The 17,504-nt window shown below is 51.9% G+C and carries 17 protein-coding genes and 1 pseudogene; 2 read left to right on the top strand and 16 right to left on the bottom strand.

All coding sequences use genetic code 11. The features are described from left to right. Positions 1-100: 100 nt before the first annotated feature. The 4 genes and pseudogenes from P0X86_RS01990 to P0X86_RS01975 form a co-directional block, all read right to left on the bottom strand. Positions 101-367, bottom strand: a complete 267-nt coding sequence (locus P0X86_RS01990; protein ID WP_277747646.1) for a hypothetical protein — start codon at positions 365-367, stop codon at positions 101-103. A gap of 138 nt (positions 368-505) precedes the next feature. Continuing rightward, positions 506-595: pseudogene (locus P0X86_RS01985) on the bottom strand (type II toxin-antitoxin system HicB family antitoxin); the annotation flags it as partial. A gap of 492 nt (positions 596-1,087) precedes the next feature. After that, on the bottom strand, positions 1,088-1,366 hold the full coding sequence (locus tag P0X86_RS01980) for a hypothetical protein (RefSeq protein WP_277747645.1): 279 nt from the start codon (positions 1,364-1,366) through the stop codon (positions 1,088-1,090). A 198-nt stretch (positions 1,367-1,564) separates the two neighbouring features. Further along, a complete protein-coding gene (locus P0X86_RS01975) occupies positions 1,565-2,485 on the bottom strand; it encodes a proline dehydrogenase family protein (protein ID WP_277747644.1) in 921 nt (306 codons plus the stop codon). Positions 2,486-2,683: 198 nt separating this feature from the next. Between P0X86_RS01975 and pruA the strand changes: the two genes are divergently transcribed. Next, on the top strand, positions 2,684-4,231 hold the full coding sequence (pruA, locus tag P0X86_RS01970) for an L-glutamate gamma-semialdehyde dehydrogenase (RefSeq protein ID WP_277747643.1): 1,548 nt from the start codon (positions 2,684-2,686) through the stop codon (positions 4,229-4,231). A gap of 129 nt (positions 4,232-4,360) precedes the next feature. Here pruA and P0X86_RS01965 read toward each other — a convergent pair whose 3' ends face one another. From P0X86_RS01965 to P0X86_RS01930, 8 genes are all read right to left on the bottom strand, one after another. Next, positions 4,361-4,804, bottom strand: a complete 444-nt coding sequence (locus P0X86_RS01965; RefSeq protein WP_119851311.1) for a DUF1259 domain-containing protein — start codon at positions 4,802-4,804, stop codon at positions 4,361-4,363. 169 nt (positions 4,805-4,973) lie between these two features. Beyond that, entirely contained in the window at positions 4,974-6,407 is a 1,434-nt protein-coding gene (locus P0X86_RS01960) for a serine hydrolase domain-containing protein (protein WP_277747642.1), read from the bottom strand. A gap of 51 nt (positions 6,408-6,458) precedes the next feature. Next, positions 6,459-7,220 (bottom strand): polysaccharide deacetylase family protein, encoded by a 762-nt coding sequence (locus P0X86_RS01955; RefSeq protein ID WP_277747641.1) that lies wholly within the window; start codon positions 7,218-7,220, stop codon positions 6,459-6,461. Further along, complete coding sequence (locus P0X86_RS01950) at positions 7,217-8,053, bottom strand: carbohydrate ABC transporter permease (RefSeq protein ID WP_009595886.1); 837 nt, start codon at positions 8,051-8,053, stop codon at positions 7,217-7,219. Before P0X86_RS01950 ends, P0X86_RS01955 begins: the two co-directional genes overlap by 4 nt. Further along, on the bottom strand, positions 8,053-8,928 hold the full coding sequence (locus tag P0X86_RS01945) for a carbohydrate ABC transporter permease (protein ID WP_012818642.1): 876 nt from the start codon (positions 8,926-8,928) through the stop codon (positions 8,053-8,055). Before P0X86_RS01945 ends, P0X86_RS01950 begins: the two co-directional genes overlap by 1 nt. A 168-nt stretch (positions 8,929-9,096) precedes the next feature. Next, positions 9,097-10,359 carry an ABC transporter substrate-binding protein gene (locus P0X86_RS01940; protein WP_277747640.1) on the bottom strand — a complete coding sequence of 421 codons (1,263 nt, stop codon included), beginning with the start codon at positions 10,357-10,359 and terminating at the stop codon, positions 9,097-9,099. A 164-nt stretch (positions 10,360-10,523) separates the two neighbouring features. After that, a complete protein-coding gene (locus tag P0X86_RS01935; protein WP_277747639.1) occupies positions 10,524-11,483 on the bottom strand; it encodes a LacI family DNA-binding transcriptional regulator in 960 nt (319 codons plus the stop codon). Positions 11,484-11,715: 232 nt separating this feature from the next. Further along, positions 11,716-12,627, bottom strand: a complete 912-nt coding sequence (locus tag P0X86_RS01930) for a DMT family transporter (RefSeq protein ID WP_277747638.1) — start codon at positions 12,625-12,627, stop codon at positions 11,716-11,718. Positions 12,628-12,751: 124 nt separating this feature from the next. On the opposite strand from P0X86_RS01930, the gene P0X86_RS01925 reads away from it, so the two are divergent. Then, positions 12,752-13,609 (top strand): LysR family transcriptional regulator, encoded by an 858-nt coding sequence (locus tag P0X86_RS01925; RefSeq protein ID WP_096774794.1) that lies wholly within the window; start codon positions 12,752-12,754, stop codon positions 13,607-13,609. A gap of 73 nt (positions 13,610-13,682) precedes the next feature. On the opposite strand, the gene P0X86_RS01920 is transcribed toward P0X86_RS01925, so the two are convergent. From P0X86_RS01920 to P0X86_RS01905, 4 genes are all read right to left on the bottom strand, one after another. After that, positions 13,683-14,507: an alpha/beta fold hydrolase gene (locus P0X86_RS01920; protein ID WP_277747637.1), complete on the bottom strand. Its 825-nt coding sequence runs from the start codon at positions 14,505-14,507 to the stop codon at positions 13,683-13,685. Further along, positions 14,488-15,030: an SRPBCC family protein gene (locus tag P0X86_RS01915; RefSeq protein WP_192569961.1), complete on the bottom strand. Its 543-nt coding sequence runs from the start codon at positions 15,028-15,030 to the stop codon at positions 14,488-14,490. The genes P0X86_RS01920 and P0X86_RS01915 overlap by 20 nt, the downstream gene beginning before the upstream one ends. Positions 15,031-15,106: 76 nt before the next feature. Next, the gene (locus P0X86_RS01910) at positions 15,107-15,439 is read right to left on the bottom strand and encodes an ArsR/SmtB family transcription factor (protein ID WP_249732835.1); all 333 of its coding nucleotides are present in this window, start codon (positions 15,437-15,439) and stop codon (positions 15,107-15,109) included. Positions 15,440-15,723: 284 nt separating this feature from the next. After that, a complete protein-coding gene (locus P0X86_RS01905; RefSeq protein WP_277747636.1) occupies positions 15,724-17,373 on the bottom strand; it encodes a glutathione ABC transporter substrate-binding protein in 1,650 nt (549 codons plus the stop codon). Between the last annotated feature and the right edge of the window lie 131 nt (positions 17,374-17,504).

Genomic DNA, 17,504 nt, shown 5'->3' with positions numbered 1-17,504 from the left:
CGGTATAAAAATGAATATCGGCGGTCAGCGGTTTCATAAATCGTCCCATAACCGAAATTTTACCATATTGCGACATGATTGTCCGTATGAAAAAAGACCGCTAGGCAACTGGCCGCGGTCCTTGATCATAGTTCTTCTGATAAACTCCTCTTTTAAGCATTGTCCACTTTCCACTCCGTCGTAATGCCCACCACATTGCACTTGACCTGGACTTTTTCAAGGAATCAAATTCCTGTCTGTCGTATCCGGACTTCTTAAATGCATCGACTAATTCTAAACTTGTAATAACTTTTCCCTGCTCGATCGATTTTTCGTAATGCTCTAAAAATTGATACAATTGTTCGTTAAGTACAGGTTTCTTTACCATACTTAGCTCCTTCACCGTTAGAATTTTACGGCTATACGTCGACAATAACGACCTTCTGATCCGAACCAAGAACGATATCTGCAGCGTTGTCGGTGCAGGTATCTCGTCTCCGTCCGTTTCCATTCCGTAAAGATGCAGCGCGAGACAATCCTTCGCCATACGTAGCGCTTCGACCTCGTCGTCGCCGCTGGTTAATGCGCCTGGGAGATCCGGAAATTCAACTGAAATGCCGTCATCTGCTTATGTAAATATTGCGGGATACTTCACGTTACAACTATTTTTCACTGCATTCGCTTAAAGAATGAGGATATACACATTTCATTCGATGAGCATTTTATGTATAGAAACGAGTGATAAACGAGCATCCCAAACATTCACCGAACATGGTAGAATGTTTTATGCGAGGTAAGCGGCCCAGAGGTGATCGCTTGAACAAGAATCTTTTAAGTCTTATATTTACCGCAATGACCTTTGTAGTAGTGTTATTCGGGGTAATTATTGATTTAATCGCCTTAACAAAAAAATAAAGAGTAACCCATCTCTTTGGTCGGAGGTTCTGGGCTACTCAATTTAAAAATATTCTGTTATTACCGGAAGCTCCGGACCGGGATCGTCAATAATCGGCCGCTCATAGATTACCGTTTCAAGTTGCAAAAAATGGGCGGATGGCAAGTTGCGCAAGGATAGCCGTCCTCTTCGTCTGTTAATCCGTTTGTAAGGTCACTTATGTCCGTCGTATCTACGCGCATCATGCTTCATGTACAGTATAAAGTCGCGAATGATGGCTGTTGTTATTTCATCTACGTACTCTATGTCCGGATAATTGTCGCCTAACCACTTAACAAAATATTCAAAGTGGCTTTCGTAATCATTTATCGTTCGCGAACGTAATCCCTCCGCCTTCTTCGCGCTGATTGCCATGTCGAGTGCTTGCTTGGACGTTAATTGCGGGTAACTCTTATCGGTACTGATTCGTTTCGTGCGCTTCTTCAAAGACATAAAAACGACCTCCATTACGGTTATTTACCGTCATAAAGGCCGTGATCCACAATCCCAAAACGCTAATTTTAGGGTTGTTATTATTCCAAATCGCGATTGAGGACTGCGTATTTACCGGGTCAATCCGCAATCATGGCGCCTATGCTTCCGTAAGGCTTCCGTTCGTCACATCCGAAAAAGACGGAATAACGAGCGAGCTCACTTGAACATATTTTTGAGCACCATCATCAGGTTGGCCGGCTTCTCTGCCAGCCTCCGGGTGAAATACGGGTACCACATCGTTCCGTAGGGCATATAACACCGGATACGGTAGCCGTCCTGCGCAAGCGCAGCCTGATCGTTCATCCGCAGTCCGTACAGCATCTGAAATTCATAGTCCTGTTTGTCTATGCGGCTCTGCTCGGCAAATACCTTCACCCAGTCGATGATGTTGTCATCATGCGAGGCAATCGCGACGTAGGCCCCTTGGTCGAAATGCATTTTGATCAATTTCTTGTAGTTGTCCATGACCTCCCGCTTCTGTTGAAAGGCGATGGTTCCCGGCTCTTTGTAAGCCCCCTTCACCAGCCGCAGGTTAACGCCGGCCCTTAGCAGGTTCTTCACGTCCTCCTCCGTGCGGAACAAGTAGGCCTGCATTACGGTTCCCACATTCGTTAGCCCCTCCTTATGGAGGCGGAGCGTCATATCGATGGTCGCCTGGGTATACGGCGAATCCTCCATGTCCAGGCGAACGAAGTTCCGGTGCTCTTTAGCCTTTCTTACCACCGACCTGATGTTTTCGTAAGCCTTCTCGGGGTCCAGGGCCATGCCCATCTGCGTCGGTTTCAAGGATACGTTCGATTGCACTTCGCGCTTCGCTATCCCTTCCACCAGCTTCAAATATTCTTCTCGGTATCCGGCGGCTTCGTCCAGCGTCGTAATGCCCTCCCCCAAATGATCCAGCGTAACGAGTATGCCCTTCGCGTTCAGCCTCTCGATTTCGTCCAGCGCCTCATCCAAGGTATCGCCGGCAATGAATCGGCCAGCCAATTTCCGGCCGTATTTGATCGACAGCCATTTCACGAGTTTATTGCCGGACACCGTCAGGATCACTTTACGGTAAAGCTCGGTTCCGTCCATGCGTGCGCCCCCTTTGCAAGGTAAACCAAAATGCACTCTATCTAACTCATATGCAAAAATCATGACGGCATGCAGGAAGACATACATATTAAAATAGAGGTTTTCACCAGGAGATCCTAACCATGCCACCATGGCGATCCGCAGCCGGACCATTGGCCTGAAGCTTCGATTCATATCATGATAAGGAGGAGCCTCCCCATGCGAGCACCTTTTCGCAACGAACCTTTTATGGACTTCAACAACGAGTGGAACAACAAGTTATACGATGCGGCGTTATCGGGGGTCGAAGCCGAGCTTGGCCAATCGTACCCCCTGGTTATCGGCGGTACCAAAATCCATACGGAACGTACCGTAAATTCGGTCAATCCGTCGCGCAAACGCCAAGTCATCGGCGTCGTATCCCAAGCGGATACCGAGCTTGCCGAGCAAGCCATTCAGACGGCGGCGCGCGCCTTTGAGTCCTGGAAGCACATCGAGCCGGGCGAGCGGGCACGCTACCTGTTCAAGGCCGCGGCGATCATGCGGCGGCGCATGCTCGAGTTCTCCGCGCTAATGACCCTTGAAGCCGGCAAGACCCGTGCCGAAGCGGACGCGGATACGGCCGAAGCGATCGATTTCATGGAATTTTACGCACGCGAAATGCAGCGCCTGAGCGAACCCCAGCCGCTGACGGTCCACGAGGAGGAAGAGAATCATCTCGATTACATCCCGCTTGGCGTCGGCATCGTCATTCCGCCATGGAACTTCCCGCTCGCGATTATGGCCGGCATGACCACGGCGGCCATCGTCTCCGGCAACACCGTTGTGCTGAAACCGGCGAGCACCACCCCGGTCATAGCCGCCAAATTCGTGGAGCTTCTGGAAGAAGTCAGCCTGCCTCCGGGTGTCGTAAATTTCCTGCCTGGTCCAGGTCAGGAAGTGGGCGACTATTTGGTGGATCACCCATTGACCAGGTTCATCAGCTTTACGGGATCCCGCGACGTTGGACTGCGGATTCAAGAGCGAGCGGCCAAGACGCAGCCGGGGCAGCGATGGATCAAACGCGTCATCGCCGAAATGGGCGGGAAAGACGCGATCATCGTGGACAACGAAGCCGATTTGGATCTTGCTGCGGATGCGATTACCGCTTCCGCATTCGGCTTCTCCGGCCAGAAATGCTCCGCCTGCTCCAGAGCCATCGTGCATAAGGACGTCTATGATACCGTGCTGCAGAAGGTCATCGAGCGCTCCAAGAAGCTGGTGATCGGAAGCCCCTCCCATGCCGAGGCTCAGGTAGGACCCGTCATCGACGATAAGGCGTACCGTAAAATTCTCGACTATATCGAAATCGGGAATAGCGAAGGCAGGCTGGTGCTCGGCGGATTTCCGGGCGATCCGGAGGGGTATTTCATTCAGCCTACGATTTTTGCTGATGTGGACAGCACCGCCCGTATTTCCCAGGAGGAAATCTTTGGACCGGTGGTGGCTTTCACGAAGGCAGCCTCCTTCGACGAAGCGATCCAATTCGCCAATAATACCGATTATGGTCTGACCGGCGCAGTGATTTCAAACAACCGTGCGCACCTGGAACAGGCACGGCGCGATTTCCATGTCGGGAACCTGTATTTGAACCGAAAATGCACCGGCGCCTTGGTGGGCACCCATCCGTTCGGCGGCTTCAATATGTCCGGCACGGACTCCAAAGCCGGCGGCCGCGACTACCTGCTCTTGTTCACGCAGCCGAAGGTCGTGTCGGAGCGGTTCTGAATCTTTCCGGATCACAAATAAACACAACAGACCCTGGGCTGTCTGTTGTGTTTATTAAACTATCTTTTAGATTGGTGCAAACTGCCATCTTCCATTCCAGCAATTCTAGCAAATGGATGAACTTTGCGACTATCGTTTCCGATTGACCGGTTTGCAAACGAGTGGACCCACGGGTCTGTTAGTAAACACCCTGGAGGCGTTTCGAACTTTTCGAGCGAAGACCAGCGGTTCTTCAATGGCCTCCCAATGAATGTACCAGATATTCGGATTGGTAAACAGCCAGTGATTATGAAGCGCCGTAACCTTGAAGCCCGCCTTGCGAAGCTGAGAAATAAACGGATTGATTTCCCGGGTGAGTATCACAGACTCTCCGAGGCATAATGCCCTTCCGTCATTCCCCATGCTCTCAAATGAAATGCCGAAGGGAATCGTGAATAAGCCCTGGGAACGTCTGCCTAGTATTTTCACCTTGATATTGGTACGCAGTCTAGTTGCTACACAAACCCCATTGACAACCTGTGCATCACCGCCAAATATTTCGGCGAATTGTCTGCAAAGAGGACTTGGGCTCATTTTCTATGCACCTCCCAATAAGATAGAATATTGTATTGGAAGGTTCTCTCTTTCAACACGGCTTTTATACGAATAGAAGTCAAATTGTGGCATTTGCCAAAAAAGATATTCATTAAAAAATCCCTTGAGCTAATAGGGCTCAAGGGATGAATGTCTCTACCATTTCTATCTATGATCTTACCTTGCCTCGAATCTCCCGGACTACCTTGCCTTCAAACGATTGATTCATCCAGTACGCAAGTTGAATCCCGTCTTCGCCAAAGGTGCATTCCGTCGTTAAGTAGAACGGCGTCTCGGTCAGCCTGACGGTCAGCTGCAGCGTCCGGTCATCCTTCCAGGTCATGGAGGCAGCATACGCTTGATCCGTCATCATGATCAGCTTCGTGGTTCCCGACTTCCACTCGCTCCGGCCAAGTGCAATCGAGTTGACGCCATGTTCCCCCGTAAGCTCCATCACCCCGCCATCCTCTTCAAACCGGACGGAGAACGAATGCAGCTTCTCCTCGTTCTCTTCGAGATCATAGACGATCCCGGATACGTCCTTCTCCATCGGAGATAAAGCCTCCTCGCTTGGCGGATCCAGCTTAAGCGCTTGCAGCGTTCCGGCAAGGGATGAGGCCGCGTCCGCATCGGCCGGCAGCGGATCTGCTCCCATCGCCGGCAGCAAATGCTCCCATACCTCATTCAGCACGGCCTGCATATCTCCAAGGCCGGAGGTAATCGCCAGGACTGCATCCTGCTCCGGGAACACGATGCAGAATTGTCCGAACGCGCCGTCGCCGCGGTATGCTCCATGGCGGCACATCCAGAATTGATAGCCGTATCCTTCGGTCCAGTCCGAAGAGGAATCCGCAGGTCCGTTGGATATCTGCTTGGAGGTCGCTTCTTCAATCCAAGCCTCCGGAATCAGGCGCCGGCCATCCCATTCTCCCTTCTGAAGATAGAGCTGGCCAAACTTGGCGATGTCCTCGGTCTTCAGCTTAAGACCCCAGCCGCCGGTGTTGATTCCCTGCGGGCAGCTTTCCCATGCAGCCCCCTGAATGCCGAGCGGTTCGAACAGACGGGGCTGCAAATAATCCAGCAGCGTAATGCCGGTGACCTTCTGCAGAATGGCCGAGAGCATGTACGTCGCTGCGCTGTTATATACAAAGTGGGTTCCAGGTTCATGCTCGACTGCTTGCTTGAAGAAATCATCCGCCCAAATATCGGACTGGATGGCAGGCTCCTGGGCATGTCCCGTGCCCATGATCAGCAAGTCGCGTATCGTCATCGCGGACAGATTCGGGGACGGATCCTCCGGTTTGTTTTCCGGGAAAAAGCCGATCACCCGATCCTCCAGCGTAATCCGGCCCTCCTGGACCAGGAGTCCAATCGCGGTAGAGGTAAAGCTCTTGCTTAGCGAGAACAGCATATGCGGTTTGTCCGCGCCGTACGGCTTCCACCAGCCCTCCGCGACGGAATGCCCGTGCCGAACCAGCATGAAGCTGTGCAGCTCAAGCTCCTTCTCCTGAATCGAGCCGATAAAACGTTTGATGGACTGAGATGAGATTCCTTGGTTTTCGGGGGTACTTCTTGGCAATAATCGAACCGTGTTCGTGTTCATCCTATTCCGCCTCTCCCTGTATAACAAGATAAATTCATCATGACCCTTCCATTATACACCAGATATCGGCGCCGCTTCATCATATCGCACGGCACGGAAGCCCCAACGTTCGCTAATCTCGTTCAAGTCCTCCCGAGCAAGGAAAGCGGCCTCCTGATCACGCCCTCGTGCCAGCTCCTCCCCATCCACTTGAGCATTGCCGCACTGCACCATTTCCTCCGAATACAGCGCCGGATGGGACAGGAAGAAGTACTGTTCGTCCGTCAGGCCGCCAAGCAGCCTTTCAAACGACTCGGCCCCGTCCGGAACGCCGCCAGGGAAAAAGTTGTAGTAATATCGGTGGTTGATGAGCCCCTTCGCTTCCATCCAGCGGTCCAGCTCCTCTTGCAGCCCGGGAATGAAGCGCTCGGGCAGCATATGGGAATCCGCGTAAGAAATGTTGAAGCCAGCCGCAGTCAGTTTATCCAGCTGCGCTTCGCACTCCATAAGGATCTCCTGCAGCGAAGGCGAATGATGTTGAAACAAGCTCGGGTCCTGATAGAAGTACCCGGCCCGATCGACAAGCGAAGGAACCTGTTCCTTCGCGGCAACAGGCCCCCAGCGTACGTTATCCCATTCGGCGTTCAGCGTCATATGGAAGCCGAAGCAGATGTCCTTGCGATGCGCCAGCAGCTGCGCGGCCTCGGCAAGATAAGGACCGGGCGCCATAATGGACACATTTTTGATGAATCCGGCCTCAACGGTCCTGGCAATCGCAGCATTGGCGGAACGGCTTGAAGCATAATCGTCGGCTCTCGTAATGATCCGCCTCATTTCACAGCACCTGCGGCAATCCCTTTGATAATGTATTTCTGTGCGAAAACGTAGAAAATGACAACCGGGATGATCGTCAGCGTCAAGCCGGCCATCGCCTGGTTCCACACGATCGTGAATTCTCCGAAGAAATAGAAGGTCGAGAGCGGGATTGTCCGCAGCCCTTTGTCCGACAGCGTCAGTGATGGAAGCAGATAGTCGTTCCACAGCGCGATGACGTTCAGGATCGCGATGGTCACGCTGATGTTCTTCAGCAGCGGGAACACGATCCGCCAGAACACGCCCAGCTTGGAGCAGCCGTCAAGCGTAGCCGCCTCCTCCAGCGCGACGGGCACGGATTTGATGAACCCGTGGTACAGGAAGACCGCCATACTGGACGTAAAGCCGACGTTCATATAGATCAAGCCCTCATGGGTGTTGAGCATCGGAATGTGCAGATTGGTGCGAATCCAGTCCATCACCTGCATCAGCGGCATCATCAGCGTCTGGAACGGAATCAGCATGGTCGCCACAAACGTGAAGAAAATGACCTTGCTCAGCTTATTGTCCGTCCGTACCAGCATCCATGCCGTCATGGAGGCGAGCACGATGACGATGATCACCGAGATGACGGTGACATACAGCGAGTTACCTAGTGCCGTGAAGAAATTCATCTTCTCCATCGCGGATTTATAATACTCAAAGCTGAAGGAAGAAGGCAGCGCAAGCGCATTTTCATACAGCTCGGCACGATCCTTAAAGGAGTTGATCAGCATGATGAAGACAGGAGACAAGAAGACCAGCGAGGCGAGGAACAGCAGGATATCGAGCAGCCATTTGCCTGATTTCTTCATTACATCTGCACCTCTCTTCTCTTCGTGATGATGACTTGCGTCAGCGTGAGTCCGGCCACAATCAGGAAGAAGATGATCGCTTTCGCCTGACCTAAACCATAATTACCGTAAGCGAAAATTTCGTTGAAAATATTCATCGCAAACATCTCCGTCGCATTGCTCGGACCGCCCTTGGTCAACGACAGGTTCACGTCATAGATTTTGAACGCCCCGGACAGCGTCAGGAACAGACAGATCGTGAACGAAGGCATTAACAGCGGGAACACGATGCTCTTCAGTCGCTGCCACAGGTTGGCGCCATCGACCTTCGCCGCTTCCATCAGTTCATCCGGAATCCCCTGGATGCCCGCGATGTAGATGATCATCGTATAACCTGCCAGCTGCCAGGTGAATACCGCAACGATCGCATACAGCGCAAACTGCGGATGCAGCAGCCAGTTAAAGAACACGCTGTCGAATCCGGTCTTCTCGCCCAGGAAGCTGAACGCATCCGTAAAAATAAACTGCCAGATGTAACCCAGAATCAGGCCGCCGATCAGGTTCGGCATGAAAAACATCGTCCGCGCCGCATTTCTCGAGCGGAGCTTTGTCGTCACCAGCAGCGCAAAGCCCAGTCCCAGTACGTTGACGCATACCAGCGCGAGCAGAGTGAATTGAACCGTATGCCAAGCCGATGACAGGAATCGGTCGTCCTGGAACAGCTGAACGTAATTGTCGAACCCTACGAATACTTTCGGATTCGCCGGAATGCCGTCCCAATTGACGAAGGAGTACACGATCCCGATAATGAACGGGATGATGACCACGGTCGTGAAAATAAACAGAAGCGGCACCGTAAACAGGGCAAACCAGGCTTTATCCTTTCTTTTGCTCATAATCCATACCTTCTTTCCGTTCCGGATGATTCCCGCAAGGCGGCATCAAACCTTGAAGTCGTGTTAGAAAAAACAAAAGCCTAACGCTCATCATCAGAACGTCTGAGGCTAGGCTTTCGTTTTCATGGAATTGTGATGTCAGATGATTGCCTTTCGGCTTCAATTAGATTACTTCGATGCTTTCGCCCATACTTCATCGAGTTTCTGCAGGAACTGCTCGCCTGTCATGCCCGGATTCATGAAGTACTCCTGCGTAGCCGGAGCCAAATCGTTGGTGATGATACCCGATGGGAAGTAGTTCAGCGCCCAAGTGATCGTCTCGCCCTTCGTGGTTGCTTCGTGCACCGCTTGAGACAACGGATCCAGATCGCCTGCTTCAATGTTCGTTAAAGCCGGGATGAATTTGAAATCGTCCACAATGGCCTTCTTGCCTGTCTCGCTCGTGAAGAGCCAGTTCAGGAAAGCGTTTGCGGCTTTGACTTCCTCAGCGTCCGCCTGATTGTTGACGACCCAGTAGCTGGCTACGCCTACGGCGATCTTATCGTTGTCGGCGAGCGGGAACGGCATCATGCCGACTTTGGAGCCGAAATCGCCGAAGTCCGCAAGCATGGAATAACTCCAGTTGCCCTGATGCACCATAGCCGTTTTTTCCGTTGCAAAGTCGCCCATCTGGCTATCGTATTTCACTTCCAGCGGATTCTTGGTGTTGGCCTTGATGACATCCATGAATTTCGCCCATTCCTGGAACTCCTTCGTGTCGGCCATCTTCACTTCGCCCTTGTTCAGCTGGTCGATGAAGGCCAGCGGATCGGATTGAAGCGCAAACGGCGTGTTGATGATGTGTCCGATCAGGAAGTAAGCCTCCTGGGACAGGCTCAAACCGTTCTTGCCGTCAGCCTTCAGCTGCTCCAGCGTCTTGGTGAAGGAGTCCAGGTCCTTCATGTTGGCCGGATCCACCAGATCCTTGTTATATACGAGACCGAAGCCTTCTACGCCGTACGGAACGCCGACGGTCTTATCTTCGACCTTCAATTCCATGTCGGGCGCAATGTTCTTAACATACTCTTCACCGCTCAAATCGGAAAAATAGGACTTCAGCTTCTCGGACTCGGGTCCAGGAGCCACGCTGAATATCGTTGGGCCCTGGTTGCTGCTGAGCTTCGCCACCAGCTGCTGCGAATAAGCATCGCCCGCGGCACCCCATACCTCAACCTCGTTGCCGGTTTCTTCTTTATAGGTTTTAACCAAGGCTTCAAGAGGTTCCGTAATTTCGACTTTCGATTGGAAGAGGGTTATCTTCTTCAGCTTATCTCCCCCATCTCCTCCGGCTGCTGCTCCAGAATCTTTGTCAGATGTACCGCCGCAGGCCGCGAGTGTCGCAACCAAAGCCGTTGCCGTAAGTATACTCAATACCTTTTTTACTTTTTTCAAGTGACACGCCTCCCCCTCAAGGACTCTATAAAGTAAAACGTTTACAAACCCATCATAGGGCGGTTTACCTAGAATGTCAATAAAAAATGTACACGTTTTCATAAAAATACTAAGTAAAAAAACTAGTAAAATCTATGATATTTTACTAGCTGTAAAAATAAAGTTTATCTCACCGTTTTTCTCCACTGGATCGTGGCATTCAGTTTAAAGGGCTCCCTGCCCGTCGTGCCCTTGATCATCTCGAGCAGCTCCTTCGCCGCCAAATAACCGCTTTCATAACGCGGGATCGCAATGGTCGTCAAGCCGGCCATCGCCGCCGCGTCCGAATTATCGAAGCCGGTGATCGATATGTCCTCCGGCACCCGTATGCCATTCTCCTCCAAAGCTTTGATTGCGCCCAGTGCCATATTGTCGTTAGCGCAGACCAGCACTTCCGGCAATGCGTTGCTAAGGATCAGGATCTTGGCCGCCTGATATCCGCTTTCCTCGCTGTAATCGCCATGGAAGTAATTCCGCCTGTCAAACGCGATGACATTCTTCGAAAGCGTATCCATAAATCCGGCGAAGCGTTCCTTATGATCCAGGGTAAACTCCAGTCCGCCAATGTATCCAAAGGTTCTGAACTGTTTATCCACCAGCGCCTGGACCATTTCGCACATCACGGGGTAATTGTCCACGATCACGCTTTTGGTATTGGCATACTCGTTATCGATAATCCGGTCCATGAGAACGACGGGGAACTGCGGCGTGGCTACCGAGACTAAATATTCGTCCGTCATGTTCCGGTCGAGGCTTATGGTACCGCTTGCAAACTTGCTGCGCATAAAATTGGTGCTGGATTTATTCGTGCAGATGATGAGGTCGTATCCATTCTCCGTGAGGCAATGGCTGATCCCCTTGATGATTTTTAAATAATAATCGCGATCAAAGTCGCTGAAGACGAATATAATCGTGTTGCTTTTATCGGATTTGGTTGACTTATGCGGAAAATAGCCGTGCTCCGAGCATAACCTCAGCACCCGCTCCCTCGTCTCCCGCCCCACGTTCTTGCGCCCGTTCAGCACGTTGGACACCGTAGACACCGAGACCTCCGCGAGCTTTGCAATTTCCTTCAAACCACTCATGAATCCTATCCCCTCTCCAAAGGCGTTAGTAAATTTAATATAACATGGATTTATTTTTAATAAAATTTACTTATTTTGCTGGGACAAGATTTTTCTTCGATTTTCCCCTTGTCATAACTTATCGTGATACCTGCTCAGGCCAGAAAACCTTTGCATGTCATGGCAAAAAGCAGGCCGCACGAATGGCATCGTCGCGACCTGCTAAATTCGATTATATTACAATTCTTGCCCTTTATACGGTACCGCACCGCTCCTTGATCATGAATGGATCCTTTGTGGCGTCCACTCGTCCAGGCCGGTTCACCAGATAAATGCCAAGCCCAATGCACACTGTGCCAGCCAAAGTGTACCAGTGCAGCTGCTCGCCCAGTATAAGCCATCCGGATAATACGCCAAACACGGGAATGAGGAATAGATAAACGTTGGCTTTATCGGGATCGCTGTTGCGCAGCACATAATACCAAGTGACGAATTGGGCAATCGAGCTCATCAGAATCATCCAGCCCAGAACAAAGAGCTCCTTCAAGATCTGAGATGAATCCCATACAAAATGCGGCTGCTCCAGCAGCGGACTTGCGATGAGCAGGAGGATGCCTCCGATCAACATCTGATAGGCAGCCATGACCCAAGCGTCAAACTCCTTGCCCCAACGGGAACTTAGCAGCGTCGCCATGCCCCAAGCCATCCCCGCGCCCAACGCAAACCAGAATCCGCTCTCCATCTGCATCTCCAAGCCTTGCGTAATGAACACGCCGACAAAACCGATGATTACGCCCGCCCACTGAAGAAGACGGTACCTTATACCGAAAATCAGGAAGCTGAACACGATGAACCAGATCGGGTTGCTGGAGGATAAAACCGAGGAGCTGCCGGAGGAAATGGTCTGCATGCTCAGGTAGATGCCACTCATCACGAGTGCCGATTGAAACAGACCGATCGTGGCCAGCTTCAGCCAGGCAGCGCCGCTCCTGGGATGGGGCCGTCTTACAATGAAGGGCAGCATCAGAAGCCCCGCTCCCACGAACCGGATCGCCAGCAGCACGAATGGGGAACCGAAGGACAGCGCAATTTTGCCGATCGGGAAATTAAGTCCCGCGACCAGCATCGTAAATATCGTCAGTAACAGCATACGCGGTTTGCTCATGCCATGAATTCCCCTCTCCTTAACCAAGTGTATCCTCAGTTTATTCCGACCTTCGTATCATGTAAAATAATTAAATAAGATTCGAACCATCACTTTGAATGATGGATATAAGGAGGCTGCTAAGGTGGAGAGTGGGGATCTGAAGATATTCCAGGCCGTTGCCCGTGAAGGAAACATAACCAAGGCTGCCGCAAGCCTGGGTTACGTGCAATCGAACGTGACCGCTAGAATCCGGCAGCTTGAAGCCGAGCTGAACACGCCCCTGTTCTATCGGCTCAGTCGCGGCGTTGCCTTAACCTCGGCCGGCTGTAATCTGCTCAAGTATGCCGATCAGATTACGCGTTTGCTTGACGAGGCCGTGAAATCGACGCAATTTTCGGAAGAACCGTCGGGGCCGCTGCGGATTGGCTCATCGGAAACCACAGCGGCGGTACATCTTCCCGGTATCATGCTGGATTATCATAGACGGTACCCTAATGTGAAACTGTCATTGATTACAGGCCACAGGGCCGACTTGATCCGAGCCCTGAACGAATATGAACTGGACGGGGCGTTTATCAGCGGACCTCTGGATTACCCGGACTTTAACGAAATCCGGGCCTTTGACGAGGAGCTTGTCCTCATCTCGGAACCCACGGAGGCTGCGCTTCGCGATTTGCTCACCAAACCGCTGCTGTTCTTTGGCAAGGGCTGCTACCACCGTAAACGGTTGGAGCAATGGCTCCATGAGGAGAATGTGGGGCCCATGAACATTATGGAGTTTGGCACGCTGGAAGCCATCATGGGCGGTGTGGCCGCCGGGCTGGGTATCTCGCTGTTAACGCGTTCTTCCGTCCAGGACTGGGTGGATGCCGGGAAATTGCAGGCCTTCCAAATTCCCAAGCGTTACCGCAGCTCCAAAGTCCATTTTGTATTCCGACGCGACCTGTTTCGCACCAGCGCCTTTAATCATTTTATTGAGCCGTTTGAGAAGACCGAATAAATACTTCGACCGGAACAGGAAACAAAGAAACCGTGGCCCTAAGGGTCACGGTTTCTTGATGAGCCAAGCACGCTTATCCCGGAATTCGATTTGCCGAAGGCAACAGAAAATCCGACACCTCGGGAGCCAGCACTTCCGGCGCCATCACGACGGCAGAATGGTCCTGACCAGGCAGCATTCGGTGCTCGCACTGAGGGAGTAAGTCGACCAATGCGCTCGCGGCCCCATGGAACATGGCTCCGCTGTTCTCGCCCGTCATCACCATGACCGGGACATCGACATCCCAGCGATCCGTCGGCAGCGGTTGACCGGATTGCGTGCTCCCCATAATCATGCCGTCATAGGCCAATGTATGCGCCATGCCCTCCATGACCTGCCAAGAAGGATCTGCCTTCATGAATTCTACATATTCCGCCGGGATCCCCAGCGCGGCTGTCATGAAATATTCTACGGCTTCGCTGCGCCGATTTCCTGCCATCAGCGCATTCAAACGCTGCACGTATTCCGCCGGTACGGGTGCACGGCTGTCGTCAATGATAAACGGCGGCTCGTATAGAAACAGTTTACTAACTTTACTGCCGCCAAGTCTGCTCGCCGCATCCAGGGCCAGAACAGCGCCCGAGGAACTTCCGAATACATACGCGCTGCCGCCCGCCTCCTGAATAAGGGCATCGATATCTTCGATCTCACGTTCAACGGCATACGGAGCCGCATCCGTACCGCTGCCCCGTCCTCGCCGATCATAATTGTAGACGGTGAAATGTTCAGACAGAAACTCTCCAAGACGCGTTGTGTCGTTGTGATCCGAAGCTGCGGCAGCTACAAGAATGACAGCCGGACCAGTCCCTTTCTTTTCATAAAAAATACGGGTACCGTCATTAGACATCACGTAATTCATGATCATCTCTCCTTTTATTGTCCTTTATGTACAAACTTATTTCGTTCTCAAACCGTTCCAGCGTATCCGCGTATCCTTCAACCATTCCCATGCCTTCAGCAGCCTCAAGCTGCTCTTCGCTCGCAAAATGGGTGATGATGCTTAATCGGGTCCCATCCTTGACTGCTTCGAATGTAACCGAGGTCAACATGTCGCTGCCTGCAACGGGGTTCCAGTCCTGATCGGTAAATGTATCCGTATAGACGAGCTTCGATAACTCCGCCACTTCGGAGTAAGTCGCCTTGCAGAAGGCTTCTTTCCCTTCTCCCGTCGCATCGGGAGCCAGTCTGTAGCGCCATACGCCGCCCGGTCTGACATCCATCTCATATACCGTGGCATTCCAGTTTTTTGGTCCCCACCAGCGTTCGATGTGTTCCGGCTTAGTCCATCCCTGCCAGGACAGCTTCAGAGGTATCGATACGACACGCTCCACGGTCAGCTTCCGCTGCTCCCGGTCTTTCGTGATGATGGTCTTCCTGCCCATGTGAATTCCTCCTATCTGTGAAATCGGCTCTGCGTGCAGAGCCGCATCTTCCTGTGGAGCTAGTAAAAGAATTGGCTTAACTCTCCTCTCCGTTAAAGTCGCTCATATAGTCCTCGAACTTGTCGAGTCGCTCCTCCCACAATCGGCTGAACGAATCGAGCCAGACGTCCAGCTCCTGGAACGGCTGGGCTTCGAGACTATAAATGCGCTGCTGTGCGTTCTTGCGGACTTTCACGAGCCCGGCCTCGTTCAGTATCCGCAGATGGCGGGATACTTGAGGCTGGCCGATTCCCAAAGCCTCTACGATGTCGCTGACCGATCTCGACCCTTGCTTTAAGAGTTCAACAATGTTGAAGCGGTTCGGCTCCGAGATCGTGAAGAGGGTTAATTGCATAGCTGAAGTATTCATGGCTATAATATACACTAATGCGTATATACGTGTCAACGTATATACTATTTTTTCAACATGCTTTTGACATCAAAAAACAAGACAGCACATCAACTCCCTTCGCTCGCAAGCTGCATGATCTATCGGATGCCCGACGAGGATGATCATGAACCATTGGCTGGTTAACCCTATCTCCTGTCCCAGCACCGAACAACATCAAAAAAGAGGCCCCCGGATAGGAGCCTCTTGCTGTAAATCCTCTTTATATCATGACGATTCAAAGCTATAAAGCTTTCAGGACATCCTTATGGCTGAATGGACACTTGGTGCAGCTGCATGATGCCGTTCGGATGCCGCCAGAAGCCTTCCACCTTGCTGCTGACTCCGTTTAAATACTCCTGATGATGGATATACAGCATCGGCGCTAACTCAACCAGCTTCTCCTGCGCCTGTTTATAGATGAGCTTGCGTTGGTCCGGATCGTTCTCTTTACGCCCGGCATCCAGCAGTTTATCCAGTTCCGGATCCTTCGTGAAGGTACGGTTGCCCGGCTCCCCTACATTCTTGGAATGGAATAACTCATACATGCCATAGTCGGCATCGGCCGTTACCGTGGACCAGCCGAGAACAAACATGTCGTGCTTGCCTTCTGCGGTTTGGGCCAAATACGCACCCCACTCGACCACTTCGATTTTGACTTCGACGTTCAATTCCTTCAACTTGGATTGTACGTACTCGGCGATCTTAATTCTTTCCGGGTTGTCATTGGTCCAGATGGTCGTTGAGAAGCCACCCTCGTATCCGGCCTCTTTCAACAGCTCTTTCGCTTTGTCGATGTTATGTTCGATCGGCTTAACGGTAGCATCATAGCCGTTCACGTCCGGTGCCAGCGGACCGACGGCAGGAATGCCCGTGCCTTCGTAGATGCCCGAGATGATTTCATCCTTATTGATGGCCATCGACAAGGCTTGCCGCACCCGCACATCGTTAAACGGCTCCTTGTTGTTATTAAATCCGATATAAGACAAGCTGAGCGAAGCCTGGCGGTTCAAGGACATGCCGTCCGTGCTTTCGATACGGCTGATGCTGCTCGGCGACACCGGGTCGATAATATGCGCATAACCGGTTTCCAGCTCCGCGATCCGCGTTCCCTCTTCGCTCACCACCTTGAACGTGACCCGTTCAACCTTCGCTTTATCTCCCCAATAATCGGCGTTCGCCACCAGCTTGACTTCCTGTCCCGGGTTCCAGCTCTCTAGTTTGAATACGCCCGTGCCAACAGGGTTCTGCGCCAGATAAGCGCCTGCCTTCTCGCCTGCCTTCAGCTTCTCGTAATCCAGCTTGATGGCTTCCGCACTAACCATGCTGACCGCAGAGTGGGCCAGATGGGCAAGCAGCGGCGAGAAAGCATACTCGGTCACGAGTTGTACCGTATATTCGTCAACGACTTTAACCTCTTTAATCATGCCCACAAGCGAAGCGCGCGGAGAAGCAACCTCCGGATCCTGCATACGGTCGATGTTGGCTTTGACCACCTCTGCATTGAATGGAGAGCCGTCCGTAAACTTCACGCCTTGTCTCAGCTTGAACTCCCAGGTCAATTCATCGATTGCCTTCCAGCTCTCAGCGAGTCCCGGTTGAATATTCAGATCCTTATCATGAATCACCAACGTGTTATAAATATGCGTTGTCATTACGCTCGTTTGCTGGTCCGTCGACATATGAGGGTCCATGGATGGCGGATCAGAAAGCCAGGCAATCACAAGCTCATTCGCACCGGTGTCGGTTGTTCCTTCGGGAGGATCTTTAGCCCCCGGTTCAGGTGCCGGCGTATTGGTGCCGCTTGGCGGCGTTTCCGGGTTACTGCTCTTGCTTGGACTGCCGCACGCCGACAGCAGTACGGTAAGCATGACCAGAATGCAGACAAGCCACTTGAATCTTCTATTACCTGTCATGTGAAACAAACTCCCCCTTCTCAATCAAAATAGGAAAATATTTTATACACAGTTAACATATATTTTACTATTTGATATTTATACCAGAAGAAGCCAGATTTACCTCACGTTTATACGACACCAATTCTGAC

It is taken from the genome of Paenibacillus sp. BR1-192 (assembly GCF_029542445.1).
Classification (GTDB): domain Bacteria; phylum Bacillota; class Bacilli; order Paenibacillales; family Paenibacillaceae; genus Paenibacillus_AQ; species Paenibacillus_AQ lautus_A.
Note: the sequence above shows the minus strand (reverse complement) of the source record. Positions and strands in the feature narration are given on the sequence as shown.

What these genes read in the sequence shown, in the direction of transcription:
- pruA (WP_277747643.1), top strand. Translation starts at nt 2,684, where the DNA reads ATGCGAGCACCTTTTCGCAACGAACCTTTTATGGACTTCAACAACGAG.
- P0X86_RS01920 (WP_277747637.1), bottom strand. Translation starts at nt 14,507, where the DNA reads ATGAATTACGTGATGTCTAATGACGGTACCCGTATTTTTTATGAAAAG.
- P0X86_RS01950 (WP_009595886.1), bottom strand. Translation starts at nt 8,053, where the DNA reads ATGAAGAAATCAGGCAAATGGCTGCTCGATATCCTGCTGTTCCTCGCC.
- P0X86_RS01960 (WP_277747642.1), bottom strand. Translation starts at nt 6,407, where the DNA reads ATGAACACGAACACGGTTCGATTATTGCCAAGAAGTACCCCCGAAAAC.
- P0X86_RS01955 (WP_277747641.1), bottom strand. Translation starts at nt 7,220, where the DNA reads ATGAGGCGGATCATTACGAGAGCCGACGATTATGCTTCAAGCCGTTCC.
- P0X86_RS01915 (WP_192569961.1), bottom strand. Translation starts at nt 15,030, where the DNA reads ATGGGCAGGAAGACCATCATCACGAAAGACCGGGAGCAGCGGAAGCTG.
- P0X86_RS01965 (WP_119851311.1), bottom strand. Translation starts at nt 4,804, where the DNA reads ATGAGCCCAAGTCCTCTTTGCAGACAATTCGCCGAAATATTTGGCGGT.
- P0X86_RS01975 (WP_277747644.1), bottom strand. Translation starts at nt 2,485, where the DNA reads ATGGACGGAACCGAGCTTTACCGTAAAGTGATCCTGACGGTGTCCGGC.
- P0X86_RS01945 (WP_012818642.1), bottom strand. Translation starts at nt 8,928, where the DNA reads ATGAGCAAAAGAAAGGATAAAGCCTGGTTTGCCCTGTTTACGGTGCCG.
- P0X86_RS01980 (WP_277747645.1), bottom strand. Translation starts at nt 1,366, where the DNA reads ATGTCTTTGAAGAAGCGCACGAAACGAATCAGTACCGATAAGAGTTAC.
- P0X86_RS01905 (WP_277747636.1), bottom strand. Translation starts at nt 17,373, where the DNA reads ATGACAGGTAATAGAAGATTCAAGTGGCTTGTCTGCATTCTGGTCATG.
- P0X86_RS01935 (WP_277747639.1), bottom strand. Translation starts at nt 11,483, where the DNA reads ATGAGTGGTTTGAAGGAAATTGCAAAGCTCGCGGAGGTCTCGGTGTCT.
- P0X86_RS01930 (WP_277747638.1), bottom strand. Translation starts at nt 12,627, where the DNA reads ATGAGCAAACCGCGTATGCTGTTACTGACGATATTTACGATGCTGGTC.
- P0X86_RS01990 (WP_277747646.1), bottom strand. Translation starts at nt 367, where the DNA reads ATGGTAAAGAAACCTGTACTTAACGAACAATTGTATCAATTTTTAGAG.
- P0X86_RS01910 (WP_249732835.1), bottom strand. Translation starts at nt 15,439, where the DNA reads ATGAATACTTCAGCTATGCAATTAACCCTCTTCACGATCTCGGAGCCG.